Genomic DNA, 26,668 nt, shown 5'->3' with positions numbered 1-26,668 from the left:
CGTCCGTCCGTCCTCGCGTCCGCTCCGTGGAGCCGGCGCCGCGCGGACGGACGTTCCGACGCACCCCTGCCGCCCCTCCTCGCCGCCGCTCGCTCCAGCTGACCGGCCGCCGTCACCCGCACCCGCGAAGCCCCCGCTCCCGCGCGCCGCCGTCCGACCCCGGGTCGGCCGGCCGGCGGAGCCTACCCGCGCACCGAAAGGCCCATCGCCATGCCCGTCGAGTTCCTCGGGATCGCCGCCACCAACGACGGCTCGGAGACCACCGCCCGCACCACCGCCTCCTTCGACCGCGACTACACCTTGCGTCTCGCCCGCGCCCACGAGGACAACGGCTGGGACCGCGTCCTGTTCGCCTACGGCGCCGGATCGCCCGACCCGGCCCCCGCCGCCGCGTACGTCGCCTCCGAGCTGGACCGGCTGCAGATCCTGCTCGCCCACCGGCCGAACGTGTCCTACCCGACGTTCGCCGCCAAGACCTTCGCCACCCTCGACCGGATCAGCGACGGCCGGCTGACCGTGCACTTCATCACCGGCGGCAACGACCACGAGCAGCGGCGCGAGGGCGACTTCCTGACGAAGGACCAGCGGTACGCGCGGACCGCGGAGTACATCCGAATCGTCAAGCGGGCCTGGACCAGCACCGAGCCGTTCGACCACGAGGGCGAGCACTACCGCTTCCACGACTTCGTCTCCGACGTCTTCCCGGTCCAGCAGCCCCGGCCCGCCGTGTCCTTCGGCGGCTCCTCGCCCGCCGCCTACACGGTCGGCGGCGCCGAGGCGGACATCTACTGCCTGTGGGGCGAGCCGCTGGAGCGCACCGCCGAGCAGATCGAGGCCGTGAAGGCGGCCGCGCGGGCCGCCGGCCGTGCCGACGTGCCGCGCATCCAGGTGGCGTTCCGGCCGATCATCGCGCCGACCGAGGAACTGGCCTGGGAGAAGGCCCACCGGACCCTGGACGCCATCAACGCCCGCAGGGCGAACGGCGACCAGCTGGTCCGACGGCGCCACCAGCCGCTCGCCGACGGCGGCTACCGGCCGGAGAACACCGGCTCGCAGCGGCTGCTGGAGATCGCGGCCGGGGGCGAGCGCTACGACCGGGCGCTGTGGACGCCGACCGCCGCCGCCACCGGCGGGGCCGGCAACTCCAACGCCCTGGTGGGCACGCCCGAGACGGTCGCACAGGCGCTGCTGGACTACTACGACCTCGGCGTCGACATCCTCTCCGCGCGCGGCTACCACCTGCTGGACGACGCGATCGACTTCGGCCGGTACGTCATCCCGCTCGTCCGCGAGGAGGTCGCCAAGCGGGACGCCGAGAAGGCCGCCCGCGCCGAGCACGACCGGCACCAGCTGATCGCCCTGCAGGCATGACCCGGGCCGACGAGTCCCTGCTGGAGGTCCGCCGGGTACGCCTCGACGACCCCCTCGTGGAACCGCTGGTGCGGGAGCTGACGTTCGAGTACGTCAGCCGGTACGGCGAGGGCGGCCGGGCCGAGATGGACCGCTACCACGCCGAGGAGTTCGCCCCGCCGGCCGGCCTGTTGCTGCTCCTGCTGCGCGACGGGGAACCGGTCGCGGGCGGCGCCTACCGGCGGTACGACCGGTGGACGGCCGAGCTGAAACGGATGTGGACCGACTCCCGCCACCGCAGGCGCGGACTGGCCCGGCGCGTGCTCGCCGAACTGGAGCGCGCCGCCGCGGCGTCCGGCTACCGGCGGATCCACCTCACCACCGGCCCCCGGCAGCCGGAGGCCAGGTTCCTGTACCTGGCGGCCGGTTACACCCCGCTGTTCGACCTCGCGGCCGATCCGGCGACCATCGGCCCGCTGCCGTTCGAGAAGCACCTGAGGAAAGAGGGATCGTGAGACGCGCACTACTGGCCGCCGCAGCCGTCGCCCTGCTGGCCGGCTGCGGCTCCACCGCCCCCGCCCCGGCCGGGGAACCGGGCCGGGGCGAGGACGCGGTCGCGGGGGCACGGAAGGTGGACGCCGTCGCCGCCCTGCTGCCCGAGGACGTCCGCAGGGCCGGCGTACTGAAGGTCGGCGCCGCCATCGGCACCCCGCCGTCCGCCTACTACCCCGACCCGGCGACGAAGCGGGCGGCCGGCGTCGACATCGACGTCACCGACGCCGTCGCCAAGGTCCTCGGCATCAGCGTCGAGCGGCAGGAGGCGTCCTTCGAGTCCATCCTGCCCGCCCTCGGCAGCGGCAAGTTCGACCTCGGAACCGGCAACTTCGGTGTCACCGAGGCCCGTTTGAAGACGATCGACTTCGTCACCTACATCGACGACGGTCAGGGCTTCGCGGTCCGCAAGGACGACACCTCCCTCCAGCCCGTCACCGACCTCACCCAGCTCTGCGGGCTGACCATCGGCACCGGCGCCGGCACCACCTTCGAGACGACGCTCAACGCGAAGAAGGACGTCTGCGCCGCCACCGGGAAGAAGCCGTACGAGGTGAAGGTCTACTCCGACAGCGCCGCCGTCCTCACCAGTCTCCAGCAGGGCCGGGTGGACACCGTCATGTCGACCATCAACGGCCTCCGCTACCAGGAGAGCCGGCCCGCCTCCAACACCCGCTTCCTCGGCGAGTTCCACCGCCTCGACGTGGGCTTCGCCTTCAAGAAGGGCTCGCCGCTGACCCCCGCCTTCCAGGCCGCCGTCAACCAACTGATCCAGGACGGCACCTACGACCGCATCCTGCGGAAGTGGGGCGTCACCGCGTCCGCGATCAAGGAATCACAGATCAGCCCTCCGGAGCACCCGTGACCACCGCCATCCGAACCGGGAGACCGGCCGGCACCACGCCGGTCGACAACCTCGCCGACCTCCCCGTCGTCCCGGCCCGCCACCCCTGGCGCTGGGCGGCCGGCGCCGCCGCCCTGGTGCTCGTCGCGCAGTTCCTGCACGGCCTGGCCACCAACCCCGGCTGGGACTGGCCGACCTTCGAGGCCTACCTCACCACTGACGTCATCCTGCGGGCCGTCGGCGTCACCGTCCGACTCACCTGCTACGGAACCATCCTGGGCTTCGCCGTCGGCGCCGGCGTCGCGGCCCTGCGACTGTCGCGCAGCCCGATCCTGCGGACCATCGCCTGGACGTACACCTGGGCGTTCCGCTCGATCCCGCTGATCGTCCAGCTGGTCTTCTGGTTCAACCTCTCCTACCTCTACCGGCGGTTGGGGATCGGCGTCCCGTTCGGACCGACGTTCCTCTCCTTCGACACCAACGGACTGCTCGGCGCGACCGGCGCCGCCGTCCTCGGACTCGCCCTGCACCAGGCCGCCTACGCGGCGGAGATCATCCGGGCCGGCGTGATCGCCGTCGACGCCGGCCAGTTGGAGGCCGCGGCGGCACTCGGGATCCCGCGCCTGCGGCAGGCGCGGCGGATCATCCTGCCGCAGGCCATGCGGGCGATCCTGCCCAACGCGGCCAACGAGGTCGTCTCCCTCTTCAAGGGCACCTCGATCGTCTACGTGATGGCGATCGGCGAACTCTTCTACCAGGTCCAGGTCATCTACGGCCGGACCGGCCGGGTCGTCCCGCTGCTGATGGTCGCGACCGCCTGGTACGTGGTGCTCACCACGCTGCTGTCGATCATCCAGTACTACGTGGAGCGGCACTTCGCCCGCGGCAGCCTGCGCAACCCGCCGCCGACCCCGTGGCAGCGGCTCCGCGCCTTCCTGGACACCGCCCTGGCCGAACGGCCGACCCGACCGATCCGGCCGACCCGACCGACTGCGAGGACCGATCGATGACCACGACCGCGATGGTCGACGTCCGAGGCGTGCACAAGAGCTTCGGCCGACTGGAAGTGCTGCGCGGCGTCGACCTCCAGGTCGCGGCCGGCTCGGTCACCGTGATCCTGGGCCCGTCCGGCTCCGGCAAGTCCACGCTGCTGCGGGCGGTCAACCACCTGGAGAAGCTCGACCGGGGCTACGTCTCCATCGACGGCGAACTGATCGGCTACCGCTACGCCGGCGGCAAGCTGCACGAGCGGCCCGAGCGCGAGGTACTGCGCCAGCGCACCGGGATCGGGTTCGTCTTCCAGAACTTCAACCTCTTCCCGCACCTGACCGTCCTGGAGAACCTCGTCGAGGCCCCGGTCAGCGCCCTCAAGCGGCCCAGGGCGAAGGCCCGGGCCGCCGCCCTCGACCTGCTCGCCAGGGTCGGCCTCGCCGACAAGGCCGACTCCTATCCGCGCCAGCTCTCCGGCGGCCAGCAGCAGCGCGTCGCCATCGCGCGAGCGCTCGCGCTGGAGCCCAAGGTGCTGCTCTTCGACGAGCCCACCTCCGCCCTCGACCCCGAACTGGTCGGCGAGGTCCTGGACGTGATCAGGGACCTCGCCCGCAGCGGCACCACCATGATCGTCGTCACCCACGAGATCGGGTTCGCCCGCGAGGTGGCGGACACCGTGGTCTTCATGGACGGCGGGGTGGTGGTCGAACAGGGGCCGCCCGCCGACGTCCTGGACCACCCGCAGCACGAGCGCACCCGCGCCTTCCTCTCCAAAGTGCTCTGAACTCCGACCGTCTGAACTCCAACCCTCTGCCCGCCGCCCCTCTGCACCCCGCCCTCTGCACGCCGCCCTGTGAACCCTGACCCTCTGCACCGGAGCCAACGCCATGACCCTGCCCCGCCGCGCCCTCCTCGCCTCCGCACTCGGCCTCGCCACGGCGCTCGCCCTGACCGCCTGCGGCAGCGCCGGCGACGCCTCCGCCGACCCCGGCGCGGCACGGGGGAGCGCCGCGCCCGACGGCACCGTCGTCAACCTGACCGCTGACCAGAAGCGGATCACCACCCCGAAGGTCGACGCCATCGCGGCCCTGGTGCCGGAGGCCGTCAGACGGCGCGGCACCCTTCAGGTGGTCGACAGCCTGGGCACCACCCCGCCGCTCGACTTCTACGCCACCGACAACAAGACCGTCATCGGCATCGAGCCGGACCTCGCGTACCTCATCGGCGACGTCCTCGGCCTCAAGGTCGAGCTGAACCCGGTCTCCTGGGAGAACGTCTTCGTCGGCCTGGACAGCGGCAAGTACGACGTCGGTCTGACCAACATCACCGTCACCGAGGAGCGCAAGGAGAAGTACGACTTCGCCACCTACCGCCTGGACGTCCTCGGCTTCGAGGCGAAGAAGGGCAGCGGCTGGAAGGTCGCCGGCCCCACGGACGTGGCCGGGCACACCATCGCGGTGCAGTCCGGCACCAACCAGGAGAAGCTGCTGGTCGCCTGGAACGACCAGAACGTCAAGGCCGGGCTCAAGCCGGTCGACATCAAGTACTACCAGAACGCCTCCGACCGCTACCTCGCCCTCTCCTCCGGCCGGATCGACGCCTACCTGGGCCCGAACCCCGTCCTCGCCTTCCACGCCGTGCAGACCGGTGAGACCGAGGTGATCGACACCTACTCCGGCGGCGGGGCCGACGTCCTCGGCAAGATCGCGGCCACGACGAAGAAGGACAACGGCCTGGTCAAGGCACTCGACGCGGCGATCGACGAGATCATCAGGAACGGCACCTACGCCCAGGCGCTCAAGCGCTGGGGACTGGCGAACGAGGCGGTCGCCGACTCGGAGATCAACCCGCCCGGGCTGCCCAAGAGCAAGTCGTAGCCCCAGCCCCTCCACCTCGATCGGGACCTTCCATGCGACGAAAACCGCTCAGCCGCGCCGCCGCGCTCGCGGCGGCGGCCCTGCTGGCCCTGGCCACGCCGGCCGGCGCCGAGACGCCGTACGCGCCCGCGCCCCCGCACAACCCGTACGCCGGGCCGGACGGCACCGCCACCATGCACGGCGACACCGCCTCGTCCGACACCACCCCGCTGCCCGGCCCGGCCCCCGGCCCGCTGACCTCCCGCCGCGCGGCCCTGGCCTCGGCCTGTCCCACCATCCTGGTCGGCTCCGACGGCTACCCGGTCGCGCTCTGCACGACCGTCTTCGGGCAGACCCCGACGGTCCACCTGCTCGACCCGACGAGCGGCGAGTCACTCGCCGAACTCCCGCTCACCAAGGGCAGCTTGCTCGGCGGCGTCTACGCCTACCTGGACAACCGGGACCGCCTCGTCGCCATCGACGGCAACCGCACCCTGCTGCGGATCGCGCACCGCCGGAGCACCGCCGGCACCTGGCAGCTGTACGCCGACAGCTCGCTCTCCCTCGCCAGCGCCGTCCCGGACGGCGACGGCTCGGTGGGCATCGCGCCGGACTGGCAGGGGCGGGTCTGGTTCGCCACCGACGGCGGTGTGGTCGGCACCGCCGACGATCGCACCGGCACCGTCCGATCGCTCGGGCTGCCGGCCGGTGAGCGGATCGCGAACTCCATCTCCACCGCCCCGGGCGGCACCGCCGTGGCCACCACCCACGCCCTCTACCTGCTGACCGCGGACGCCGACGGCACCCCGAGGATCGCCTGGCGCCGGCCGTACGACCGCGGCCCGGGCCGCAAGCCCGGGCAGCTCAGCTGGGGCACCGGCTCGACCCCGGTGTTCTTCGGCCCGCGGACCGGCACCGACTACCTGACGATCGTCGACAACGCCGCACCCACCGAGCACCTGCTCGTCCACCGCGCGGACAGCGGGCAACCGGTCTGTTCCGTCCCGGTCCTGGAGGCCGGCGGCAGCGGCAGCGAGAACGCGCCGATCGGCGTCGGGAACTCCGTCTTCGTCGCGAGCACGTACGGGTACCCCTACCCGAAGCTGCCCGCCGACGCCGGGCCGAGCGTCCCCGCCTCCGCCGACTACCGCGGCGGCCTCTCCCGGGTCGACGTCCGCCCGGACGGATCCGGCTGCGACCTGGTCTGGGACCGCGTGGTCCGCTCGGCGGCGGTTCCGGTGCTGTCCACCGCCGACGGACTGATCCGCACCGTCCTGCGCGAACCGGTCGTCCCGGGCACGGAGGCGACCACCCTGCTCGACCCGTACCACTACGCCGAGATCTCGCCCTCGACCGGCGAGGTGGTGCGGCGCAGGTGGCTGGGCAGCGGCTTCCTCTACGACACCCTCCAGATGACCGGCACCGTCGCGCCGGGCGGGGTGGTGTTCCAGGGCACCGTGACCGGTGTGGTCCGGGTGTCCTCCCGCTAGCCCGTGTCCGGTGGGGGCGGGGACGCGTGCGGAGCGCGGTGCTGGTCCGGAACGACGGCCTCGGGCCGCCGGTCGACACCGGCGGCCATCCGCCGCAACACGGCTTCACACACCGGCAACACCCGTTCCCACCAGGCGAGATGGCGTTTGACAGCGCGCCCGGCGCTCGCCAGCATGTGTCCAGGACCTGCTCGCAGCCGAGATCGAAGGAGGGGCGATGACCGCCATGTGCCGTACCGCGTGCCCCTCCTGTCGCTGCGCCTCCTGAGCCTCCTCGCCTTCTGAGGGACCTCGCCTCCTGAGCCTCCTCGCCTTCTGAGGGACCTCGCCTCCTGAGCCTCCTCGCCTTCTGAGGGTCCTCTCCTTCCGACGCTCCTCCCACACCGCGCGTACGGCGCGCCGAGGGGTTCGCCCGCGTCGCTCACCCGTTCCCGCATTCCCGCACGACCTCCGAGGGACAGCCATGACCACTTCCGTCACCGAACTGCGTCTCACCCCGGCCGCCGGCCGGATCGGCGCGATCGTCCACGACGTCCGCCTCGGCGGCGACCTGCCCGCCGAGACCGTCGCCGCGATCGAGGCCGCCCTGTACCGGCACAAGGTGCTCTTCTTCCGCGGCCAGCAGCACCTGGACGACACCGAGCACGAGGCCTTCGCCCGGCTGCTCGGCCAGCCGGTGGGCCACCCGACCGTGCCGAGCGCCGACGGCCGCTACATCTTCGAACTCGACGCCACCAAGGGCGTGCGCGCCAACAACTGGCACACCGACGTGACCTTCGTGCCCTCCTACCCGAAGGCCTCGATCCTGCGCGCCCTGGAGCTGCCCGAGGCCGGCGGCTCCACGGTGTGGGCCAACACCGCGGCCGCGTACCAGGACCTGCCGGCGCCGCTGAAGACCCTCGCCGAGAGCCTGCGCGCCGTGCACACCAACGACTACGACTACGCCGCCACCCTCGCGCTGACGCCGGAGCTGGCGGAGAACCGGGAGATCGCGGAGCTGTTCCGGCAAGTCTTCGTCTCGACCGCCTTCAAGACCGAGCACCCGGTGGTCCGGGTCCACCCGGTGACCGGCGAGCGCAGCCTGCTGCTCGGCGCCTTCGCCCAGCGGATCCAGGGCCTGCCGGGCGCGGACGGCAAGGCGCTGATCGCGCTGTTCCAGCGGTACGTCGAGCGGCTGGAGAACACCGTCCGCTGGGACTGGCAGGTCGGCGACGTGGCGATCTGGGACAACCGGGCCACCCAGCACTACGCCGTCAACGACTACGGCGACCAGCCGCGCCTGGTGCGCCGGATCACCCTGGACGGCGACCTGCCGGTCGGCGTGGACGGCACCGTGAGCCGCCTGCTCGAACCCGCCGAGCCGCCGGCCGTGGCCGGGATCGTGCCGGCCGAGCAGCTCGAGGCCGCCCGGTCGGGAGCCTGAGATCACCGCCTACCCCAAGCCTGCCGCACGGAGCGGGGACGGCCGGCGCGACGTGAACGCGGCGGCCGTGCTGCGGACCGTGCTGGAGCACGGGCCGATCGCCCGCAGCGGGGTGGCGGCGCTGTCCGGGCTGAGCCCGGCCGCGGTCTCCCGGCAGGTGGTCGACCTGCTGGCGCTCGGTCTGCTGGGCGAGCGGCCGGACCTGGCCGGCTCCGGCGGCGTCGGCCGTCCGCAGCTGCCGGTGGACATCGACACCGAGCGGCTCGCGGTCGCCGGGGTGCACGTCGGCGTGCCGTACTCCACCCTCTCCCTGCTCGACCTGCGCGGCGACGTGCTGGTGCAGGAGGTGCTCGACAACCACGGCCTGACCGGCCGGGAGGTGCTGCAACACCTGCTCGCCCGGCTCCCCGGCTTCCTCGCCGACTCGCCCGGCGGGCGGCAGGTGGTCGGCCTCGGCGCGATCACCGGGGGAACGGTCGACCCGGAACGCGGAGTGACGGTCCGCCACGAACCTCTCGACTGGTACGAGGTGCCGCTCGGGCGGCTGCTGGAACGGGCGAGCGGGCTGCCGGTGCGGGTGGACAACCACGCCCGGGCGCTGGCTCAGGCCGAGATCCTCTTCGGACGTCCGGCGGCCCGGCGCAGCCTGGTGCAGTTGTTCGTCGGCCACGTGGTGGACGCGGCGCTCGCCATCGGCGGCCGGGTGCACCTGGGCCCGCAGGCCGCCACCGGGGAGGTGGCGCACCTGCGGGTGCCGGGCGGCACGGCCGACTGCACCTGCGGACGGCGCGGCTGCTTCGCGGCGGCCGCCTCGGACACCGCCCTCTACCGGGACGCCGTCACCGCCGGCGTCATCACCGCCCCCGACCGGGCGCGGCTGATCGCGGCGGTGCGGGCCGGCGACGCCCGCGCCGACCGGCTGGTGCTGCGCCGCGCCCGGCTGGTGGGGCGGGCGGTGGCCCTGCTGATGGACGTCGTCAACCCGGACCTGGTGGTGCTCACCGAGACCTTCGCCATGCTGGACGACCGCTACCTGGAGGCGGTCCGCGCCGAGGTGGCGCGCCGCTCGCTCCTGGGCGGCGATCCGGAGCTGGTGGTGACCCCCCGGGGTGGCCGCGACGCGCTCGCGGTCGCCGCCGGCGCGGCGGTGCTCGGCGAGCTGTACCGCTCCCCGCTCGCCTGTCGCGGCCTCCCCGGGGCCTGAGCCGACCGGTACACCGGCCGAGCCCTCCACGCTCCACGGCCGGAATTTCTTCCGCTGCGAGAACAACCAACCCACACCCCGAAGGAACGTTCCGCCATGCACTCGCTCTCCCGCCGCTCCCTGTTGCGCGGCTCCCTCGCCGCGGCCGGCCTCGTCACCCTGGCGGCGTGCCGCTCGGCCGCCGAGAGCAGCTCGAACGCCGCCTCCGCGGCGAGCCCGCGCCGCGGCGGCACGCTCACCGTGGCGACCGGCATCGACTTCACCCCGAGCCTGCTGTTCGCCCAGAGCGCCAACACCCTCGTGCAGCGGCTGGTCTTCAACACCCTCACCCGGTACGACGACCAGCTCAAGCCCCAGCCCGAGCTGGCCACCTCCTGGCAGCTCACGGACGACGGGAGGAGCATCACCTTCAAGCTCCGCGAGGACGTGTTCTTCCACAGCGGACGGAAGTTCACCGCCGACGACGTCGTCTTCGCCGTCAAGAACCTCCAGAACCCGGTCCGCTCGGCCCAGTTGAGGGCCACCGCCGCCGCCGTCACCGACTTCCGCAAGAACGGCGACCACGAGCTGACCCTGGTGCTGGCGCACCCGGTGAGCAACCTGTTCGACCTCTTCGAATTCATGATCATCGCGGATTCGGCCACCGTCGAGGACGCCGTCGCCGGCAAGCAGCTGATCGGCACCGGGCCGTTCCGGTACGGCGAGCGCAAGCCGGGCGCGTCGATCAGCCTCACCCGCAACGAGAAGTACTGGAACCCCGGCCGCCCCTACCTCGACGGGGTGGAGATCCGGATCATCCCGCAGGCCGACTCCCTGCTGTCCTCGCTGAAGACCGGGCAGAGCCACCTCTCGTACAACGTCCAGGGCAAGGACATCGCCGTCCTCAAGGACAATCCCCAGTTCCGGATCAAGCCGTACGACACCGGCTCCGGCGCGTACTACATCGGCGTCAACGTCACCGCCGAGCACGTCGGCGACAAGCGGGTCCGGCAGGCGATCGCCTGGGCCGTGGACCGGGACCGGCTGGTGCGGCAGGCGCTCGGCGGCTACGGCCTCGCCTCCTCGGCGCCCTGGCCGAAGTCCTCGCCCGCGTACAGCGACGCGGGCGCCACCCGCTACGGCCACGACCCGGCCAAGGCACGGGAGTTGCTGAAGCAGGCGGGTCTGGACACCATCACCCTGCCGTTCGCGCACTCGGCCACCCCGGAGGGCACCGCGATCGCCCAGATCCTGCAGTACGACCTCAAGCAGGTGGGCATCGAGACGGTGCTCCAGCCCACCGACTCCCCGACCATGCAGAAGCAGCTGATCTCGCAGACCATGCCCGCGCTGTGGACGCTCAGCCACGGCTTCGCCCAGCTCCACCCGGCCACCCTGGCGGTGAGCGCCTACCCGTTCAACGAGGCGAAGAACAGCTCCCAGTTCACCTCGCCGGCCTACACCGACATCGTGCAGCGCGCCTGGAACCGCTCGGACAGCGACAGCGCCGAGGCCAAGGCCCTCTACCAGCAGATCACCGACGCCCTGCTGGACGAGGAGTTCGTCATCGACCTCGCGATCGCCGGCGAGATCGAGGTCGCCACCGCCAAGGTGCGCGGCGCCACCCTCAACAAGTTCAACTACCTCAACCTCGACGACGCCTACCTGACGGCCTGAGACGATGCGCACCTTCCTGGTCAAACGCCTGCCCTCCGGGCTGCTGGTGCTGCTGGCGGCCTCCTTCCTCATCTTCCTGATCCTGCGCCTCATCCCCGGGGACCCGGCCACCAGCCTCGCCGGACCGGACGCCGGACCCGAGACCGTCGCCGCCGTCCGCGCCCGGCTCGGTCTCGACCAGCCGCTGCTCGGCCAGTACCTCACGTGGCTCGGCGACCTGCTCACCGGGGACCTCGGACCGAGCTACGCCATCGGCGGACAGGTCGCCGACCTGATCGGCGACGGTCTCGGCAGCACGGTCGAACTCACCCTCGGCGCCCTGGTGCTGGTCATCGTCATCGCCCTGCCGCTCGGCGTGCTCGGCGCGACCGTGCGGCGCGGCCCGGTGGCGGCCGCCGTCCGGGCGCTGACCACCGCGGTGCTGGCGGTGCCGCCGTTCGTCACCGGCGTGCTGCTCGTCCTCGTCTTCGCCGTCACCCTGAGGCTGCTGCCTCCCGGCGGGCACGAGTCGATCCTCGACCAGCCCGACATCGGCCTGCAGTACCTGCTGCTGCCGGCGCTCTGCCTCGCCCTGCCCAGCGCCGCCGTGCTGGCCCGCTACCTCAAGGACGGCCTGGAACGCGCCCTCGCCGAGGACTACGTCCGTACCGCCACCGCGCTCGGCATCGGCCGCCGCCGGATCGTCCGGCTCCACGCCCTGCCCAACGCGCTGCCCTCCGCGATCACCGTGCTCGGCCTGCAGATCGGCCAACTCCTCGGCGGGGCCGTCCTGGTGGAGGCCATCTTCGCCTGGCCCGGCCTCGGCCAGCTCGCCGAACAGGGCGTGCTGCGCCGCGACTACCCGGTCGTGCAGGACCTGCTCCTGCTGCTCGTCGCCGGCTACGTCGCCGTCCAACTGCTCACCGACCTGGCGTACGCCTGGCTCGATCCCCGCATCCGGTGGGAGTGATGCCGCCATGACCGTCCTCGCCGTACGCCTCCCGCTGCCGGCCGGCCTGCGCAGCGTGCGCGGCGCCGCCGGAACCGCGCTGGTCGGCGCGGTCGTGCTCGCCGGGCTGCTCGCGCCCGTGCTCACCGCCGTCGACCCCACCGCACAGAGCTCACTGGCCCTGGCCGGTCCGAGCGCGGACCACCCCTTCGGTACCGACGACCTCGGGCGCGACCTGTTCAGCCGGGTCCTGTACGGGATCCGCACCGACCTGCTGATCAGCCTCACCGCCGTACCGGCCGGCGCCCTGCTGGGCTGCGCGTCGGCCCTGGTGTCCGCGCTCTCCCGATGGGCCGACACCGTCGTGCAGCGGCTGTTCGACCTGCTGCTGGCCTTCCCCGGGCTGATCCTCGCCCTCGCCGTCACCGCGGTCCTCGGCCCAGGCCGGTGGCCGGTGATCATCGTGATCGCGCTCGCCGAGATCCCCGGGTTCGGCCGCCAGCTGCGCGCCGGGATCCTGGTCCAGCGCGAGCGCGAGTACGCCCTCGCCGCCCGGGTCGGCGGGGCCTCGCGGCTGCGGGTGCTGCTGCGGCACGTGCTGCCCAACGCCGTCGACCCGCTGATCGTGCAGAGCGCCATCGCCCTCTCGCTGGCCGTCTTCATCGAGGGCGCGATGAGCTTCCTCGGTGTCGGCGTCCGGCCCCCGGAGCCCTCGCTCGGAGGGATCCTCAGCCAGTCGATGGCCTACCTCGCCACCCACCCCGCCTTCGCGGCCGCCCCGCTGATCGCGGTCACCGCCCTGGTCCTCGGCCTCACCCTGATCGCCGAGGCCCTGAACGAGGGGATCCGCCGATGAACGCCGTACTCGAAGTCCGGGACCTGAAGGTCGAGTTCGCGGACGTCACAGCCGTCGCCGGAGTCGGTTTCGAGCTCGCCGCCGGTGAGACCCTGGGCATCGTCGGCGAGTCCGGCTCCGGCAAGTCCACCACCGCGCTCGCGCTGCTGCGGATGCTGCCGGCCGGCGGCCGGATCTCCGACGGTTCGGTGCTGCTGGACGGCCGGGACCTCGCCACGCTGCCCGAGCCGGCCCTGCGCGAGGTCCGGGGCCGCCGGATCGCGATGATCTTCCAGGACCCGATGTCCTCGCTCAACCCCGTCCTCACCGTCGGTCGGCAGCTCGACGAGGCGCTGCGCGCCCACGGCGGCGCCAACCGGGCGAAGCGCACCGCCCGGGCGGTGGAACTGCTCGACCTGGTCGGCATCCCCGACGCCGCGAAGCGCCTGCGCGACCACCCGCACCAGTTCTCCGGCGGCCAGCGCCAGCGCATCATGATCGCGCTCGCGCTGGCCGGCGACCCGGACGTCCTGGTCGCCGACGAACCCACCACCGCCCTCGATCCCACCGTCCAACAGCAGATCCTGCGCCTGCTGGAACGCGTCAACCGCGAACGCGGCACCGCGCTCGTCCTGATCAGCCACGACCTCGGCGTCATCGCGCAGACCTGCCGCCGGATCCTGGTGATGCACCGGGGCAGCGTCGTCGAGCACGGCCCCACCGACGACGTCCTCGCCCGACCCCGGCACCCCTACACGAAACGGCTGCTGGCCGCCGTCCCGCGCCTCGACGAGCCCTCCTCCGCCGCCGCCCACTCCACCCCCGACGGCGACCCGCTGCTCACCGTCAGCGGTCTGCGCAAGACGTACGGGCCGCGCCGCCGCCCGGTCACCGCGCTGGACGGCGTGGACCTCGTGCTGCGCCCGGGGGAGACGCTCGGGCTGGTCGGCGAGTCCGGCTCCGGGAAGTCCACCCTGGCCCGCGCCCTGGTCCGGGCCCACGCACCGACGGCGGGCGACATCCGCTACCGGGGCGAGGAGTTGGCCGCCTCCCGCGCCGCCCGGCGCGAGATCCAGATGGTCTTCCAGGACCCGTACTCCTCCCTCAACCCCCGGATGACCGTCGGCCGGATCCTCGCCGAACCGCTGATCGCCCACCGCATCGGCGACCGGGCCGAACGCGCGGCCCGAGTCGCCGAACTGCTCGAACAGGTCGGCCTGGACCCGGCCGCCGCGGACCGCCACCCGCGCGCCTTCTCCGGCGGCCAACGCCAGCGCATCGGCATCGCCCGGGCGCTCGCGCCCCGGCCCTCCGTCCTGATCTGCGACGAACCGGTCTCCGCCCTCGACGTCTCCGTCCAGGCCCAGGTACTCGACCTGCTCACCCGCCTGCAGCGCGAACTCGGCCTCGCCATCCTCTTCATCGCCCACGACCTCGCCGTGGTCCGGCAGGTCAGCCACCGCATCGCCGTCATGCACCGCGGCCGGATCGTCGAGACCGGACCCGCCGACCGGATCGCCACCGACCCCGAGCACCCCTACACGGCGGGCCTGCTGGCCGCCGTCCCGCACCTGACCACCCGGAGCACCGTATGAGCACCCGCCGCGACCCGTACGACGGCTTCCCCGGCACCGTCGGCCGCACCTTCGGTGAGTCCGCCCCCGCCTGGCCCGCCCGCACCCGGGCGCGCCAGGGCGCGCCCAACATCGTCGTCGTGCTGATCGACGACATGGGCTACAGCGACATCGGCCCGTTCGGCTCGGAGATCCCCACCCCGACCCTCGACCGCCTCGCCGCGACCGGCGTCCGGCTCGCCAACTACCACACCATGCCGCTGTGCTCCCCGGCCCGCGCCGCTCTGCTCACCGGACTCAACCCGCACCGGGTCGGCTACTCCTTCGTCGCCAACGCCGACCCCGGCTTCCCCGGCTACGGCATGGAGGTCGCCCGCGACATCCCCACCCTCGCCGAACTGCTGCACGACGCCGGCTACGCCACGTACGCCGTCGGCAAGTGGCACCTCACCCGCGACTCGGCCTCCAACGCGGCGAACGACCGCTCCAACTGGCCGCTGCAGAAGGGCTTCGACCAGTACTACGGCGTCCTGGAGGGCCTCACCAGCCTCTTCCACCCGCACCAACTGGTGCGCGACAACAGCCCGCTGGACATCGACGAGTTCCCCGACGGCTACTACTACACCGACGACATCACCGACCAGGCCATCGCCATGGTCAAGTCGCTGCGCGCCCACGACGCCGAGAAGCCGTTCCTCCTCTACCTCGCGCACAACGCCGTGCACGGCCCGCTCCAGGCCAAACCGGAGGACCTCGCCCGGCACAAGGGCCGCTACGACGGCGGCTGGGACGAACTGCGCGCCGCCCGCTTCGCGCGCCAACTCGCCGCCGGTCACTTCCCGGACGGCACCCGGCTGCCCGAACGCAACACCGAGCGCGGCTTCGACGTCGGCCCGTGGGACGAACTCACCGACGTGCAGAAGAAGTTGTACGCCCGCTACATGGAGGTCTACGCGGCGATGGTCGACAACGTCGACCAGAACCTCGGCCGCCTCACCGACACCCTGGCCGCACTCGGTGAGCTCGACAACACCATCATCCTGTTCACCTCCGACAACGGCGGCACCGGAGAAGGCGGCCCCGAGGGCACCCGCAGCTACTTCAGCCGGTTCGTCCACCACCCCCAGCTGCCCGACGACTGGAACCCGGACGTCGCACGGGAGATCGACCTCATCGGCGGCCCGCAGAGCCTCGTCCACTACCCGCGCGGCTGGGGCATGGCCTCCAACACCCCCTTCCGGTTCTACAAGGGCCAGACCTACGCGGGCGGCGTCCGCGTCCCCTTCGTGCTCTCCTGGCCCGCCGGACTGCCGCGCGCCGAGGGCGACACCGGGGTCCGGCAGCAGTACCAGTACGTCACCGACATCCTCCCCACCCTGCTCGACCTGGCCGGAGTCCGGCGACCGCCGGAGCGCGACGGGCGTCCCGTCCAGGACCTCGACGGCGCCGGCTTCGCCGCCGTCCTGCGCGACCCGGCCGCCGACTCCACCCACCGCGAGCAGTACTGCGAGATGACCGGCAACCGCAGCTACTACCGCGACGGCTGGAAGCTCGTCACCCTGCACCGCCCCGGCACCCCCTACGACGACGGCGAGTGGGCGCTGTACGACCTGCGCGCCGACCCGACCGAGATCGACGACGTCTCCGCCGAACACCCGGAGATCGTCAAGGAGTTGGCCGAGGCGTGGGAGACCGCCGCCTGGCGCAACGGCGTCTTCCCGCTCGCCGACGGATCCGGCGCGCTCGCCTTGCGCCACCCCGAGGACGCCCGGCTGCGGCAGCCGCTCACCCTGCTCGCCGGGACCCCGGAGCTGGAACGCTACCGCTCGTCCCGGCTGATCTCCTTCCGCTCCTTCGACATCGTCGTCGACCTCGCCGACCACCGCGCCGCCGACCAGGGCGTCCTCGTCTCGCACGGTGACCAGGGCGGCGGCTACAGCCTGTACGTCGAGGACGGGCGGCTGCGCCTCGCCTACAACGAGTACGGCGAGCTGTACGAGGCGGACGGCGGCGAGCTGGCACCCGGAGCGCGCACGGTCACCGTCGCGGCGACGGCGGTGGCGGACCTCAAGTGGGAGTTCCGGGTGCTCGTCGACGGCGTCGAGACCGGTAGCCTCGGCCCGGTGCACCAGCTGATCGGCATGGCCCCGTTCCAGGGCATCAGCGTCGGCGTCGACCGCAAGTCCCCGGTCTCCTGGCCGCTGTTCGAACGCCACCGTGGCTTCCGGTACACCGGTGACCTCCGTTCGGTCACCTACCTGCCGGGCGAGCCCGCCCCCTACGACCCGGAGACCGTCGCCCAGGCCCTGCGGGAGGCCGCCGCCGCGTTCGAGTGACCGGCCCGGGCGTCCCCGGCTCCGCCGACCGGCAGGCACTCCCCGCCGCCGGTCGGCGGAGCCGCTCTCCACACCCACCTCCACACCGGCCCGCACATCTGCCTGCACACCCGCCTCTCCACCCGCCTCCACACCCGCCGGCCGGGGGCCGCTGCTGAACCGAGTTCTGCGGGCCTGTCACGGGCGTGTTGCGCCGGATGGCGTTTCCCGTGCGGCCCTTGAGCGGCCGCCGAGCGGTGTGTGAGGGTGGGGCGGACGCCCGGTGATCGGTAGCCGGGCGGTGAGAATCGACCCGCGTCGCTCGGTGCCGAGCCCGTCGCGGAGGACGGAGAACGCGGTGCCGTCACCCTCGCAGCCCCTTCGGAAGCTGGGATTCCTGACCATCGGCCTCTTCGACCCGGCGGACCCCGGAAAGGGGCACGAGTCGACGCTCCGGCTCATCGAACTGGGCGAGCGGCTGGGATTCGACAGCGCCTGGGTGCGCCACCGCCACCTGCAGCACGGGATATCCTCGCCCGTCGCCGTTCTGGCGGCCGCCTCGCAGCGCACCGACCGCATCCACCTGGGCACCGCCGTCATCCCGCTCGGGTGGGAGAACCCGCTGCGGCTGGCCGAGGACCTGGCGACCACCGACATCCTGTCCGGCGGCCGGCTCAACCCCGGCATCAGCGTCGGCCCTCCCGGACACTACGACCGGGTCGCCCCCGCGCTCTACCCCGACACCGCCGAGGCCGAGGACTTCGGTTACCAGCGGGTGCGCCGGCTGCTGGGCTTCCTCCGCGGCGAACCGGCCACCGACTTCAGCGGGGTCGAGGGCATCGAGGTGTACTCCGACCGCGTCCAGCCCGTCGCGCCCGGCCTGGCGAGCCGGCTGTGGTACGGCGCCGGGAGCCTGCGCTCGGCCCGGTGGGCGGGCGAGCAGGGCCTCAACCTGCTGACCAGCAACGTGGTGCGGGCGGAGGAGTCGGACGGCTTCGCCGAGATCCAGCGCTCGCAGATCGCCGCCTTCCGCGCCCACCACCCCGCGGGTCCGCGCGCCCGGGTCTCCCAGGGGCTGGTCGTCATCCCCACCGACAGCGCCTCGGCGCAGCAGCGCGCCAAGTACCGGGAGTACGTGCGCGGCCGGACCGAGCGCACCGCCGCCCCGCAGGGCCCGGCCCGGACGGTGTTCGCTCCGGACCTGATCGGCACGTCCGCCGAGATCGCCGAACGGCTGTACACCCACGCCGCGTTCCGGGAGGTCGACGAGGTCGCGTTCGCGCTGCCGTTCACGTTCGCGTACGAGGACTACGTGCAGATCCTCACCGACATCGCCACCCGTCTCGCCCCCGCGCTGGGCTGGCAGCCGGCGGTCTGAACCGCGCGGCCGCGCCGCCGGTGCGTCAGACGCACCGCTTTCACCGGCGAGGGATGTGACGTCCCATCATGTGAGACACCGGCCCGCACGCGGTGCCGGCACCCTTGACGTCGCACGGATGCGGGACGAGACTCCGGGACGGGGATCGTCGAACGTGGGCGGAGGAGAGCCGTGAGGCGCGCGGAGCCGGTCATCGATGGCATGGCTCGCGCTGTCCGGCTGCTCCCGGTGCTGACGTCCCGTCGCCACATCGACCTGCAACGGGTCTGCAGCAGCATGGCGGGACGGCTCGCTGCCCTCGGCCTGGCGGCCGTTCTCCGCTGAGCCCGCATCGGGCAGCCCCCACCGCCGGCCCGTCCTCCGAGCCCGCCCTCCACTGCACCCGACCGTTGTCCGCGCGCCCGCGCACCCCCGACGTCTGGGAGACCCATGTCCGCCTCGTTCCCGTCCGTCGTACCCACCCTGCGAGGGCGGATCGGCCGCGACGCCCGCAGCGGCTACTACCCCGTGCCGCACCGCTACCGGCTCCACCTCGCGCTCTCCTGTCCGCACTGTCTGCGAATCGCCGTCACGCACAGCCTGCTCGGCCTCGACGACGTCCTTCCGGTGACCCTGCTGCCGGCGCTGCCGGACGGGCCCGACGGTGGCTATCCGGCGCTCCGGCCCCTGTACGAGGCCAGCTCGCACCGGCATCCCGGGCCGGCGCAGGCTCCGGTGCTCAGCGACGACTGGAGCGGACGGATCGTCAGTACCGATCCCGCCGGGATCCTCACCGACCTGGTCCGGCGGTTCCCCGGGGCCGACCTCCACCCGCGCGGCGCCGACACGGCGATCGAGGCCGTCCGGCAGTCCTGCGAGCTGGGCATCGAGGCTCCGGCCCAACACGCCGGGCGGTCCGACGCCGCCCCCGCCGCACGGGAGGCGGCCCTGCGGAGCCTGCTGGACGGGCTGGCCGCGTTCGAACGCCGACTGGGTACCGAGGACTACCTGCTCGGCGGGGAACCGACCCTCGCGGACGTCGAGTTCTGGGTGACCCTGGTGCAGCTGGACACGGTGCACCGCTGGCACCTCGACGCCGCCGCCGTGCACCGCATCGCCGAACACCCCCGGGTCTGGGCGTACGCCCGCCGGCTGGCCGGGCACCCCGCCTTCGGCCGCCACCTCGACCTGGGCGGCATCGCCCGCCGCCACCACGCCCGCTGCCGCGGCCGCGAAGCCGCCGGCGCGGCGATCCCGATCGTGGACTGGGCGGAACACACCCGCGGACGCGCACACCACCCCGGCTGAGCGGAGGCCGCGAGGCGGAGGTGCGGCCCACGGTCGGCGGTGCGGGCCAGGGGCGGCGCGTCACGATCTGCGGGCACGAACGTCCGCTCGAAGCCGTTCGTGGCGCCGGTCAGGGCCGCGAGGAGTCCTGGGCGAGCTCGGCGAGGCGCCGGCGGGCCGCGGCGAGGGAACGGCCGCGGGGGGCCCCGCGCCAGGGGTCCGCCTTCAGCAGCCGGTCGACGGCCGACAGGTGCCACGGCTGTGCGGTCAGGTCCGGGTCCTCGACGTCCTCCCAGCTCAGGGGTGCGGCCACGGGGGCGCCGGGCAGGGCGCGCACCGCGTACGGGGCGACGGCGGTCTGGGCGTAGGCGTTGCGCTGGGTGTCGAGGTAGAGGCGGCCCCGGCGGGCCTGCTTGCGCGCTTCGGTGGTGAGCTCGTCCGGGTGGCGGGCGGCGAGCAGCTCGGCGACGCCCCGGGCGAAGGCGCGGACGTCGTCGAAGGCGGCGCGGCGGTCCAGCGGCACGATCACGTGCAGGCCACGGGAGCCGGTGCTCATCACCAGCGACGGCAGCTCGAGCTCGTCGAGGAGTCCGCGCAGCCGCAGGGCGGTCTCGCGGACCACGGTGAAGTCGCGGCCATCGGGGTCCCCCCGGCCGGAGGCTGGGGGAGGATCGAGGTCGAACACCAGCCGGTCGGGGTGGTCGGGGCGGTCGGCCCGGGAGAGGAAGCGGTGCGGGGTGGTGCAGGCCTGGTCGACGAGGTACAGCAGGCTGGCGGTGTCGTCGCAGACCGCGTACGTGACGGTGCCGTCCTGCTTGGGCAGCTCGACCCGGTGCACCCAGTCGGGGAAGTGGTCGGGCACGTCCTTCTGCATGAATCCGGACCCGTCGATGCCGTCCGGGTGGCGCTCCAGCATCAGCGGCCGGCCGCGCAGGTGGGGCAGCATCCGGCGGGCGACCGCGCGGTAGTAGCCGGCCAGGTCGCCCTTGGTGACGCCGTCGTCGGGGAACAGCACCTTCTCGGGGCGGCCGATCTCGACGGTCCGGCCGCCGGTCGTGATGCGTTCGGTGGAGGTCATCGGGTCCTCCCGGAGGGTTCTTCGCGGACGACCTCGCGGGCGGGTTTGTCGTCGCGCAGCCCGAGGTAGCGGGGGTGGCGGAGCAGGCCGTCGCGGGTCCACTCGGTGAAGCCGATCTGGGCGACCAGCTCGGGGCGCACCCAGTGCGCGCTGCGCTCGCGCACTTCACCCGTGAACGGCGATGTCCGCTGTTCGAGCGCGTCCAGCCGGCCGCGCAGCGCACGCAGGGTGGCGGTGTCCCAGCCGGTGCCGACCTTGCCGGCGTACCGCAGGCCGCCGTCCCGGTGGTAGCCGAGCAGCAGCGCGCCGAAGCCGACCCGGCTGCCGGCCGGTTCGGTGAAGCCGCCGATCACGAACTCCTGGCCGCCGGCGCACTTGAGCTTGAGCCAGTCGGTGGAGCGGCGGTGCACGTACCGGGCGTCGGCGCGTTTGGCGATCAGGCCCTCCCAGCCGCGCGCGCAGGCCGCGTCGAGCAGGTCGTGGCCGTCGTGGTTGCGGTGCGGCGTGAAGCGCAGCGGCGGGCGGAACGCCAGGGCGTCGCGCAGCAGGGCCTTGCGGGTGCGCAGCGGCAGGCGGGTGGTGTCCCGGCCGTCCAGGCGCAGCAGGTCGAAGAGGTAGTAGGTGACCTTGACCGGGCTGGCCCGGACGGCCGCGGGCTCGGTCAGGCCGATGCGCTGCTGGAGGAGGGAGAAATCGGTCCGGCCGTCGCGCAGGGCGACCATCTCGCCGTCCACGGCGAAGTCGCGGCCCGCCTGCGCGGCGAGGGCGTCCACCACCTCCGGGTAGGTGGCGTCCAGCGGTTTCCCGCCGCGCGACAGCAGCCGCACCCGCCGCTGGTCGCGCTCGGCCAGCACCCGGACGCCGTCCAGCTTCCGCTCGAAGACCCAGCCGTCGTCGAAGTCGCGCCGGTCACTGAGAGTGGCAAGCATCGGCGTGCCGGGCGGGCCGTCGGCGTTCGGGAGCTCGCCGAGCAGGCCGCTCAGCGCGTCCTTGCCGGGCATCTCGCTCTCCCTGTCTCGGCGGTGCTCCTCGCGACAGCGACTACCCGGCCCGCGACCGGTCACTCGCCCGGCCGCGGGCCGCCGGTCTCGCCGCGGAGTGATCAGTGGTCGGGAGCCAGGAGTCACCGAATCGACCGGGCGCGCGGCCTGGGCCCGTTGTCCGTCGGCGCGACCGCGCTCAGTGCGGGAAGTGGCGCGGCAGCTCCGTGGTGAGCGCGGCCGCCGCGGGGGAGAGCCAGCGGCGGCGGTGGCGGGCCAGTTGGACGGTGACGTCGGGGAACCGCGGGCCGGGCACCTCTGTCAGGCGGCCCGCCGCGAGCGCGTCCGCGACGTTGGCCCGGGCCAGCAGGCTGAGGCCGAGGCCCGCGGCCACGCACGACCGGGCGGCCTCCAGACTGCCGAAGCGGGTGATCCGGGGCGGCGCACCCTTGGCGGCGGTGAGCAGCCGCTCGACGAAGCGGTCGCTGTACGAGCAGCCCTGCTCGTGCAGGAAGTAGTCCTCACGGGCCAGTTCCGCCCAGTCGGCGGGCGAGTCGGTGGGCGAGTCGGTGGCGCTGCGGGCGGCGGCGGGGTGCTCGGGAGCGCAGACCAGCACCAGCGGCTCGCGGGCCAGCGGCGTGCACTCGATGTCGCGGAACGCCGCCTCGTCCTCCAGCAGCAGGGCCACGTCCAACTCGCCGGTGCGCAGCGCGGCGACGGCGGCCGCCGTCCCCATCGTGCGCAGGTCCACCTCGACCTCGGGGTGGCTGCGCCGCAGCGCGGCGATGACTCCCGGCAGCCGCGCGGACACCAGCGTCTCGCCGGCCGAGAGCGTCACGCGTCCGGTCACCCGGCCGCCCGCGCCACCGGCCGAGGCGGCGACCGCCCGCAGCCGGGACTCGGCCTCCAGCACCGCCTCGGCCTGCGCCAGCACCTCGCGTCCGGCGCCGGTGAGCACCACCCCGCGCGGCATCCGGTCGAAGAGGCGCAGGCCGAGCTCCTTCTCCAGCGTCTGCACCTGGGCGGTCACCGTGGACTGGACGAGGTGCAGGCGCTCCGCGGCGGCGGTGACGCTCTCGGTCCGGGCGACGGTGGCGAAGGTGCGCAGGAGTCGGGTGTCCATGCCGCCGACGATAGCGCTCTGCCATCGCAGAACACGATGGCAAGGATCGGAATCCATCGTTGGTGCGGATACCGGGTGCGGTGCCAGGGTAGGGGCATGAACCCGAGGACACGCCCCGAGACCCTTCGCTACACCGCCTTCACCACCGACCCCGCCGGCGGCAACCCGGCCGGCGTCGTGCTCGACGCGGCCGCACTGGACGACGCCGCCATGCTCGCGACCGCCGCCGAAGTCGGCTACTCGGAGACCGCGTTCGTCACCGCCTCGGACCGGGCGGCGCGCCGGTTCCGGCTGCGCTACTTCAGCCCGCTCGCGGAGGTCGCCTTCTGCGGGCACGCGACCGTCGCCACCGCGGTGGCGCTGGCCGAGCGGATCGGCCCCGGCCCGCTCGACTTCGACACGCCGGTGGGCGAGATCGCCCTCGACACCTCGGCGGCGCCCGGAGGCTCCGTGACGGCGACGCTGACCAGCGTCCCCACCCGCTCCCGGCCGGCGAGCGAAGCGGAGGTGCACGCCTCCCTCACGGCCCTGCGCTGGTCCCCGGAGGACCTCGACCCGGCGCTGCCGCCGCACGTCGCCTTCGGCGGCAACGAGCACCTGGTCCTGGCCGTGGCCACCCGTGAGCGTCTCGCGGCCCTCGACTACGACTTCGACGCCCTGGCCGAGGTGATGCACCGCCAGGGCTGGACCACGCTCCAGCTGGTCTGGCGGGAGGCCGAGGACCTCTTCCACGCCCGCGACCCGTTCCCGGTCGGCGGTGTCGTCGAGGATCCGGCCACCGGCGCCGCGGCCGCCGCCTTCGGCGGCTACCTGCGCACCCTCGGCGCCCTCCCGCCCTCCGGTGCCTTCACCATCCGCCAGGGCGAGGATCTCGGCCGGCCCAGCCTGCTCCGGGTCGAGGCCTCCGGCACGGACCCGCGCGTGCGGGTGACCGGGCAGGCGGTGGCGATCGCGGAGGCACGCACGAGCCCCCGCGGGGGAGGGGCCTGAGCGGACCGTTGGCGCTGGACGCCACGTCATGCACGCCGCATGCACCGCTCGCCGCGGGCATCCCCGCCCGACCACGCGGATCGGCGACGACGGCCCGCCCCCTGTACCGCGGGGGCGGGCCCGTCGCGTGGGGCCGCCGGGCCGGAGCCCGGTGCGGCGCTCGGACGACGGGGGCGAGCGGAAAACCTCCATCTCGGTTTCCAGGGACCTTGGAGCTCGGGTTGCCCTGATGTGCTGTTCGGAGGTATACGGACTGGTGGGGGAGTCTCCGGATGCCGACGGGACGCTGTACGCCGGGCCGGGAGCTGACGAGGGCTGAAGTGTGGGTCAAGGAGGTGTCGCAATGATCACGGAACTGGCTCTGGAGCGTGTGGAGTTCACCTGCGGCCACTGCTGGCACCAGTGGAGCATCGACTACGACGTCCAGCACTACCGCGACGGCGAGGGACGTGACTGGGAGTACTTCTCCCGCGACGGCATCGCCGTGGACTCGCCCTACACTCCCGCGGGGGCGCCGCCGTGTCCGGAGTGCGGGCGCCACTGGGTGGGGCGTTGCGCGGCCCGCCGCCTGATCCCCATGCCGCCGGGCGCGCTCGACACGCCCCGCCAGCCGATCATGGACGCGGCAGGTCACCGGCCGGAGCGGCACGGCGCGCCGCTGCTCGCAGCGCGGTCCCACCGTCAGCCGGACCAGCTCGGCCCGCCCGCTTCCGGTGCGGGTGACGCCAGGGCGATGGAAACGGCCTCGCCCGTACGGACGGCGGAGTCGCAGGCCGGCGCCGGTGAGGGGGTGTGAGGCGATGGCGAGGCTGGGGATCGAAGGCGCGGACCTGGTGGTGCGGCTCCGCTGGTGGGAGCGGCTCGCGGCGCGCTCGGGACCGGTGCGGGTGCCGCTGACGGCGGTGGAGAGGGTCGCGGTCACCCGGGAGCCGTGGCGGGTTCTCCGTGGTTCCCGCGAGAGCGGCGTACTGGTGCGCGGCTGGCTGTGCCTGGGGGTGTGGCGTCACCCCGGCGGCCGGGACTTCGTGGCCCTGCGCCCGTTCACCGACGCCGTGGTCAGCGTCGACCTGCGCCGGCCCTCGCCGTTCGCGCGCATCGCGGTCCACTCGACCGAGGCGCCGCAAACGGTGGCCGGACTGCGCACGGCGGCGAGCCGGGCCGCCGTCGCGGCGGAGGGACGCCATGCGGACAGCCCAGGGGCCGTGCCGGAGCCCGAGAAGCCGTGGCCGGCCCGGCCCGGCGGCCGAGGCCGACCGATGGGCGTTCCGGTCCACGCCTGAGCACCGCGCCGTGGGAGGGCGCGGGCGTGAGGAGGTCGCGTGATGCTGACGGAGCGAACGCCGCGTGAGATCGCGGTGGCGGCAGCCGACGAGATCCGCCGCCTCAACGCGCGTACCGCGCGGACCGGTGCCTATCCGTATCCGACGGACGTCCATCACACGATCGGTGCGCTGGCGGGCCTGTTGGAGCAGCTTCCCCGCACCCTGCACGAGCTCGCGGCGGGCCTGAACGCGATCGACCCGGCGCATCTCGCGGTCCTGGAGGATCCGCCGACTCCGGTGCGGAAGCAGGCTGAGGTCGCGTTCGAGCTGGGACGTGCGATCGAGGCGATCGAACGCGCCGGTACTCATCTGCGTCAGGCGCAGCACACTGCCGCGGAGCTGGTCTACACCGGGCCGCTCCCGGGAGGCTGAACCGCGGCCGGCTGCCGCGCGCGGATCGCGCGCGAGTCGTGGCACCGGGCCGCGGACGCGGCCCGGTGCCGTCCCGACCGGGGTCAACCGGGTGGGCGAGGTGCGACCAGCTCGGTGAGGCCGAGAACGTCGAACAGCCGGGCGACGATCGGAGCCCGCACATCCGTGACCTTCAGGACGACGCCTTCCCGCTCCGCCTGGCGGTGGAGCCGTTCCAGGGCGTCCGCGCCCGAGCAGTCGCAGAAGCTCACCTGCGCGAAGTCGAGGTCGACGCGCCGGGGCCGGCGCGCCAGGCACTCCTTGACGCGGTTCTCGAACTCCGCCGCGGTGGCCAGGTCGATCTCACCCGTGACGGCGACGGTGACCCGGCCGTCCCACCGGGAGACGGCGGTGCGGAAGTCGTTGCCGTTCACAGCCATGGCTCCACCTCCCACAGCCGGTGCACCATCCACTGCCACACGTCGCGAGGATCCTCCCGGGCCCACGCCGACGAACCCCGGGCCCACGCCGACGCACCCGGCGGTCCGATCCGCACCGGGCCCACCCGCACGAGCGGTTCGGACCCGTGCGGTGCGCCGGTGGGCGGCGGCGTGGCGCGCGCGGGCCCCGCGGCACCGGTTTCCCGGACGATGCGCACGGACACCCGGCGGCCCGCGGCCGGGGGGCGGCCCGAGGCGCGGTGGATCCCCGGGCGGGGCCGGGCGGTTGCGCGTTCGGCGTCGTAGGCGGCCCGCAGTTCCGGATCGTGCAGGACCTCGTAGGCGGCGACCACCGCGCCGAGTCGCTCCACCGATCCGGGCTCGGCGGGGCGGGTGTCGGGGTGCAGCAGCCGGACCAGGCCGCGATAGGCCGAGGTGACCTGCCGCGCGGACGCCGTGGGCTCCACTCCCAGCACGGCGTAGTGATCGCGTCGGTCTGGCGATCCTGTCATGGCGGTCCACCTCCCGGGGCGTCCGGGTTGTCACTCCTTTGGCGACCTCCGTGTTTGTCATCGGATGGATGACATGTTAGAACGGATTCAGGTGAAGCGCACTGGCACCCATCGATCAGTGGAGGTGTTTCGCGATGCTGATGCGCACCGACCCGTTCCGCGAGCTGGACCGCCTGACCCAGCAGTTCCTCGGCGGCAACGGCACGTGGTC

General features: G+C 73.4%; 26 protein-coding genes and 1 pseudogene. 22 read left to right on the top strand and 5 right to left on the bottom strand.

Annotated elements, in window-relative coordinates; translation table 11 throughout:
* The first annotated feature begins 210 nt into the window (after positions 1-210).
* The 17 genes from ACFVHB_RS14710 to ACFVHB_RS14630 all read left to right on the top strand — a co-directional run bounded on the left by ACFVHB_RS14710 (position 211) and on the right by ACFVHB_RS14630 (position 19,682).
* Positions 211-1,371: an LLM class flavin-dependent oxidoreductase gene (locus tag ACFVHB_RS14710; RefSeq protein ID WP_380320591.1), complete on the top strand. Its 1,161-nt coding sequence runs from the start codon at positions 211-213 to the stop codon at positions 1,369-1,371.
* Positions 1,368-1,865 (top strand): GNAT family N-acetyltransferase, encoded by a 498-nt coding sequence (locus tag ACFVHB_RS14705; RefSeq protein ID WP_380320588.1) that lies wholly within the window; start codon positions 1,368-1,370, stop codon positions 1,863-1,865. The genes ACFVHB_RS14710 and ACFVHB_RS14705 overlap by 4 nt, the downstream gene beginning before the upstream one ends.
* Positions 1,859-2,767 carry an ABC transporter substrate-binding protein gene (locus tag ACFVHB_RS14700; protein ID WP_380320812.1) on the top strand — a complete coding sequence of 303 codons (909 nt, stop codon included), beginning with the start codon at positions 1,859-1,861 and terminating at the stop codon, positions 2,765-2,767. Before ACFVHB_RS14705 ends, ACFVHB_RS14700 begins: the two co-directional genes overlap by 7 nt.
* 8 nt (positions 2,768-2,775) lie before the next feature.
* Positions 2,776-3,756 (top strand): amino acid ABC transporter permease, encoded by a 981-nt coding sequence (locus tag ACFVHB_RS14695; RefSeq protein WP_380320809.1) that lies wholly within the window; start codon positions 2,776-2,778, stop codon positions 3,754-3,756.
* On the top strand, positions 3,753-4,520 hold the full coding sequence (locus ACFVHB_RS14690; RefSeq protein WP_380320585.1) for an amino acid ABC transporter ATP-binding protein: 768 nt from the start codon (positions 3,753-3,755) through the stop codon (positions 4,518-4,520). Before ACFVHB_RS14695 ends, ACFVHB_RS14690 begins: the two co-directional genes overlap by 4 nt.
* Before the next feature lie 103 nt (positions 4,521-4,623).
* A complete protein-coding gene (locus tag ACFVHB_RS14685) occupies positions 4,624-5,613 on the top strand; it encodes an ABC transporter substrate-binding protein (RefSeq protein ID WP_380320582.1) in 990 nt (329 codons plus the stop codon).
* 32 nt (positions 5,614-5,645) lie between these two features.
* A complete protein-coding gene (locus tag ACFVHB_RS14680) occupies positions 5,646-7,082 on the top strand; it encodes a hypothetical protein (protein ID WP_380320579.1) in 1,437 nt (478 codons plus the stop codon).
* Positions 7,083-7,545: 463 nt separating this feature from the next.
* Entirely contained in the window at positions 7,546-8,505 is a 960-nt protein-coding gene (locus ACFVHB_RS14675) for a TauD/TfdA dioxygenase family protein (protein WP_380320576.1), read from the top strand.
* Positions 8,506-8,557: 52 nt separating this feature from the next.
* On the top strand, positions 8,558-9,709 hold the full coding sequence (locus ACFVHB_RS14670; protein WP_380320573.1) for an ROK family protein: 1,152 nt from the start codon (positions 8,558-8,560) through the stop codon (positions 9,707-9,709).
* A 96-nt stretch (positions 9,710-9,805) separates the two neighbouring features.
* Complete coding sequence (locus ACFVHB_RS14665; protein WP_380320570.1) at positions 9,806-11,365, top strand: ABC transporter substrate-binding protein; 1,560 nt, start codon at positions 9,806-9,808, stop codon at positions 11,363-11,365.
* Positions 11,366-11,369: 4 nt separating this feature from the next.
* A complete protein-coding gene (locus ACFVHB_RS14660) occupies positions 11,370-12,314 on the top strand; it encodes an ABC transporter permease (RefSeq protein ID WP_380320567.1) in 945 nt (314 codons plus the stop codon).
* A gap of 7 nt (positions 12,315-12,321) precedes the next feature.
* Positions 12,322-13,149, top strand: coding sequence for an ABC transporter permease (locus ACFVHB_RS14655; RefSeq protein ID WP_380320564.1), 828 nt, complete (start codon positions 12,322-12,324; stop codon positions 13,147-13,149).
* Entirely contained in the window at positions 13,146-14,723 is a 1,578-nt protein-coding gene (locus tag ACFVHB_RS14650) for an ABC transporter ATP-binding protein (RefSeq protein WP_380320561.1), read from the top strand. Before ACFVHB_RS14655 ends, ACFVHB_RS14650 begins: the two co-directional genes overlap by 4 nt.
* Positions 14,720-17,038 carry an arylsulfatase gene (locus ACFVHB_RS14645; RefSeq protein ID WP_380320558.1) on the top strand — a complete coding sequence of 773 codons (2,319 nt, stop codon included), beginning with the start codon at positions 14,720-14,722 and terminating at the stop codon, positions 17,036-17,038. Before ACFVHB_RS14650 ends, ACFVHB_RS14645 begins: the two co-directional genes overlap by 4 nt.
* Positions 17,039-17,375: 337 nt before the next feature.
* Positions 17,376-18,395 (top strand): LLM class flavin-dependent oxidoreductase, encoded by a 1,020-nt coding sequence (locus ACFVHB_RS14640; protein ID WP_380320555.1) that lies wholly within the window; start codon positions 17,376-17,378, stop codon positions 18,393-18,395.
* A gap of 201 nt (positions 18,396-18,596) precedes the next feature.
* Complete coding sequence (locus ACFVHB_RS14635; protein ID WP_380320552.1) at positions 18,597-18,719, top strand: putative leader peptide; 123 nt, start codon at positions 18,597-18,599, stop codon at positions 18,717-18,719.
* Between the two features lie 105 nt (positions 18,720-18,824).
* Positions 18,825-19,682, top strand: coding sequence for a glutathione S-transferase C-terminal domain-containing protein (locus tag ACFVHB_RS14630; RefSeq protein ID WP_380320549.1), 858 nt, complete (start codon positions 18,825-18,827; stop codon positions 19,680-19,682).
* Positions 19,683-19,791: 109 nt separating this feature from the next.
* On the opposite strand, the gene ligD (ACFVHB_RS14625) is transcribed toward ACFVHB_RS14630, so the two are convergent.
* The 3 genes from ligD (ACFVHB_RS14625) to ACFVHB_RS14615 form a co-directional block, all read right to left on the bottom strand.
* Entirely contained in the window at positions 19,792-20,739 is a 948-nt protein-coding gene (ligD, locus tag ACFVHB_RS14625; RefSeq protein WP_380320546.1) for a non-homologous end-joining DNA ligase, read from the bottom strand.
* Positions 20,736-21,740 carry a non-homologous end-joining DNA ligase gene (ligD, locus tag ACFVHB_RS14620; protein WP_380320543.1) on the bottom strand — a complete coding sequence of 335 codons (1,005 nt, stop codon included), beginning with the start codon at positions 21,738-21,740 and terminating at the stop codon, positions 20,736-20,738. Before ligD (ACFVHB_RS14620) ends, ligD (ACFVHB_RS14625) begins: the two co-directional genes overlap by 4 nt.
* Before the next feature lie 178 nt (positions 21,741-21,918).
* Positions 21,919-22,842 (bottom strand): LysR family transcriptional regulator, encoded by a 924-nt coding sequence (locus ACFVHB_RS14615; RefSeq protein WP_380320540.1) that lies wholly within the window; start codon positions 22,840-22,842, stop codon positions 21,919-21,921.
* 96 nt (positions 22,843-22,938) lie between these two features.
* Between ACFVHB_RS14615 and ACFVHB_RS14610 the strand changes: the two genes are divergently transcribed.
* The 4 genes from ACFVHB_RS14610 (at position 22,939) to ACFVHB_RS14595 (ending at position 25,526) form a co-directional block, all read left to right on the top strand.
* A complete protein-coding gene (locus ACFVHB_RS14610; protein ID WP_380320537.1) occupies positions 22,939-23,832 on the top strand; it encodes a PhzF family phenazine biosynthesis isomerase in 894 nt (297 codons plus the stop codon).
* 343 nt (positions 23,833-24,175) lie between these two features.
* Positions 24,176-24,628: a hypothetical protein gene (locus tag ACFVHB_RS14605; RefSeq protein ID WP_380320534.1), complete on the top strand. Its 453-nt coding sequence runs from the start codon at positions 24,176-24,178 to the stop codon at positions 24,626-24,628.
* Positions 24,629-24,632: 4 nt separating this feature from the next.
* On the top strand, positions 24,633-25,112 hold the full coding sequence (locus ACFVHB_RS14600; protein WP_380320531.1) for a hypothetical protein: 480 nt from the start codon (positions 24,633-24,635) through the stop codon (positions 25,110-25,112).
* 39 nt (positions 25,113-25,151) lie between these two features.
* Positions 25,152-25,526 (top strand): hypothetical protein, encoded by a 375-nt coding sequence (locus ACFVHB_RS14595; RefSeq protein WP_380320528.1) that lies wholly within the window; start codon positions 25,152-25,154, stop codon positions 25,524-25,526.
* Between the two features lie 83 nt (positions 25,527-25,609).
* On the opposite strand, the gene ACFVHB_RS14590 is transcribed toward ACFVHB_RS14595, so the two are convergent.
* Both ACFVHB_RS14590 and ACFVHB_RS14585 read right to left on the bottom strand, forming a co-directional pair.
* Positions 25,610-25,945 carry an STAS domain-containing protein gene (locus ACFVHB_RS14590; protein WP_380320525.1) on the bottom strand — a complete coding sequence of 112 codons (336 nt, stop codon included), beginning with the start codon at positions 25,943-25,945 and terminating at the stop codon, positions 25,610-25,612.
* Positions 25,936-26,457 carry a J domain-containing protein gene (locus ACFVHB_RS14585; protein ID WP_380320522.1) on the bottom strand — a complete coding sequence of 174 codons (522 nt, stop codon included), beginning with the start codon at positions 26,455-26,457 and terminating at the stop codon, positions 25,936-25,938. Before ACFVHB_RS14585 ends, ACFVHB_RS14590 begins: the two co-directional genes overlap by 10 nt.
* A 134-nt stretch (positions 26,458-26,591) precedes the next feature.
* On the opposite strand from ACFVHB_RS14585, the pseudogene ACFVHB_RS14580 reads away from it, so the two are divergent.
* Positions 26,592-26,668: pseudogene (locus ACFVHB_RS14580) on the top strand (Hsp20/alpha crystallin family protein); the annotation flags it as partial.

It is taken from the genome of Kitasatospora sp. NPDC127111 (assembly GCF_042677465.1).
Lineage (GTDB): Bacteria > Actinomycetota > Actinomycetes > Streptomycetales > Streptomycetaceae > Kitasatospora.
Note: the sequence above shows the minus strand (reverse complement) of the source record. Positions and strands in the feature narration are given on the sequence as shown.

Bases quoted from the DNA above. Each gene is read 5' to 3' on its own strand.
- ACFVHB_RS14710 (WP_380320591.1), top strand. From the start codon at position 211: ATGCCCGTCGAGTTCCTCGGGATCGCCGCCACCAACGACGGCTCGGAG.
- ACFVHB_RS14705 (WP_380320588.1), top strand. From the start codon at position 1,368: ATGACCCGGGCCGACGAGTCCCTGCTGGAGGTCCGCCGGGTACGCCTC.
- ACFVHB_RS14690 (WP_380320585.1), top strand. From the start codon at position 3,753: ATGACCACGACCGCGATGGTCGACGTCCGAGGCGTGCACAAGAGCTTC.
- ACFVHB_RS14685 (WP_380320582.1), top strand. From the start codon at position 4,624: ATGACCCTGCCCCGCCGCGCCCTCCTCGCCTCCGCACTCGGCCTCGCC.
- ACFVHB_RS14680 (WP_380320579.1), top strand. From the start codon at position 5,646: ATGCGACGAAAACCGCTCAGCCGCGCCGCCGCGCTCGCGGCGGCGGCC.
- ACFVHB_RS14675 (WP_380320576.1), top strand. From the start codon at position 7,546: ATGACCACTTCCGTCACCGAACTGCGTCTCACCCCGGCCGCCGGCCGG.
- ACFVHB_RS14665 (WP_380320570.1), top strand. From the start codon at position 9,806: ATGCACTCGCTCTCCCGCCGCTCCCTGTTGCGCGGCTCCCTCGCCGCG.
- ACFVHB_RS14660 (WP_380320567.1), top strand. From the start codon at position 11,370: ATGCGCACCTTCCTGGTCAAACGCCTGCCCTCCGGGCTGCTGGTGCTG.
- ACFVHB_RS14655 (WP_380320564.1), top strand. From the start codon at position 12,322: ATGACCGTCCTCGCCGTACGCCTCCCGCTGCCGGCCGGCCTGCGCAGC.
- ACFVHB_RS14650 (WP_380320561.1), top strand. From the start codon at position 13,146: ATGAACGCCGTACTCGAAGTCCGGGACCTGAAGGTCGAGTTCGCGGAC.
- ACFVHB_RS14645 (WP_380320558.1), top strand. From the start codon at position 14,720: ATGAGCACCCGCCGCGACCCGTACGACGGCTTCCCCGGCACCGTCGGC.
- ACFVHB_RS14635 (WP_380320552.1), top strand. From the start codon at position 18,597: ATGGCTCGCGCTGTCCGGCTGCTCCCGGTGCTGACGTCCCGTCGCCAC.
- ACFVHB_RS14630 (WP_380320549.1), top strand. From the start codon at position 18,825: ATGTCCGCCTCGTTCCCGTCCGTCGTACCCACCCTGCGAGGGCGGATC.
- ligD (WP_380320546.1), bottom strand. From the start codon at position 20,739: ATGACCTCCACCGAACGCATCACGACCGGCGGCCGGACCGTCGAGATC.
- ligD (WP_380320543.1), bottom strand. From the start codon at position 21,740: ATGCCCGGCAAGGACGCGCTGAGCGGCCTGCTCGGCGAGCTCCCGAAC.
- ACFVHB_RS14615 (WP_380320540.1), bottom strand. From the start codon at position 22,842: ATGGACACCCGACTCCTGCGCACCTTCGCCACCGTCGCCCGGACCGAG.
- ACFVHB_RS14610 (WP_380320537.1), top strand. From the start codon at position 22,939: ATGAACCCGAGGACACGCCCCGAGACCCTTCGCTACACCGCCTTCACC.
- ACFVHB_RS14605 (WP_380320534.1), top strand. From the start codon at position 24,176: ATGATCACGGAACTGGCTCTGGAGCGTGTGGAGTTCACCTGCGGCCAC.
- ACFVHB_RS14600 (WP_380320531.1), top strand. From the start codon at position 24,633: ATGGCGAGGCTGGGGATCGAAGGCGCGGACCTGGTGGTGCGGCTCCGC.
- ACFVHB_RS14590 (WP_380320525.1), bottom strand. From the start codon at position 25,945: ATGGCTGTGAACGGCAACGACTTCCGCACCGCCGTCTCCCGGTGGGAC.
- ACFVHB_RS14585 (WP_380320522.1), bottom strand. From the start codon at position 26,457: ATGACAGGATCGCCAGACCGACGCGATCACTACGCCGTGCTGGGAGTG.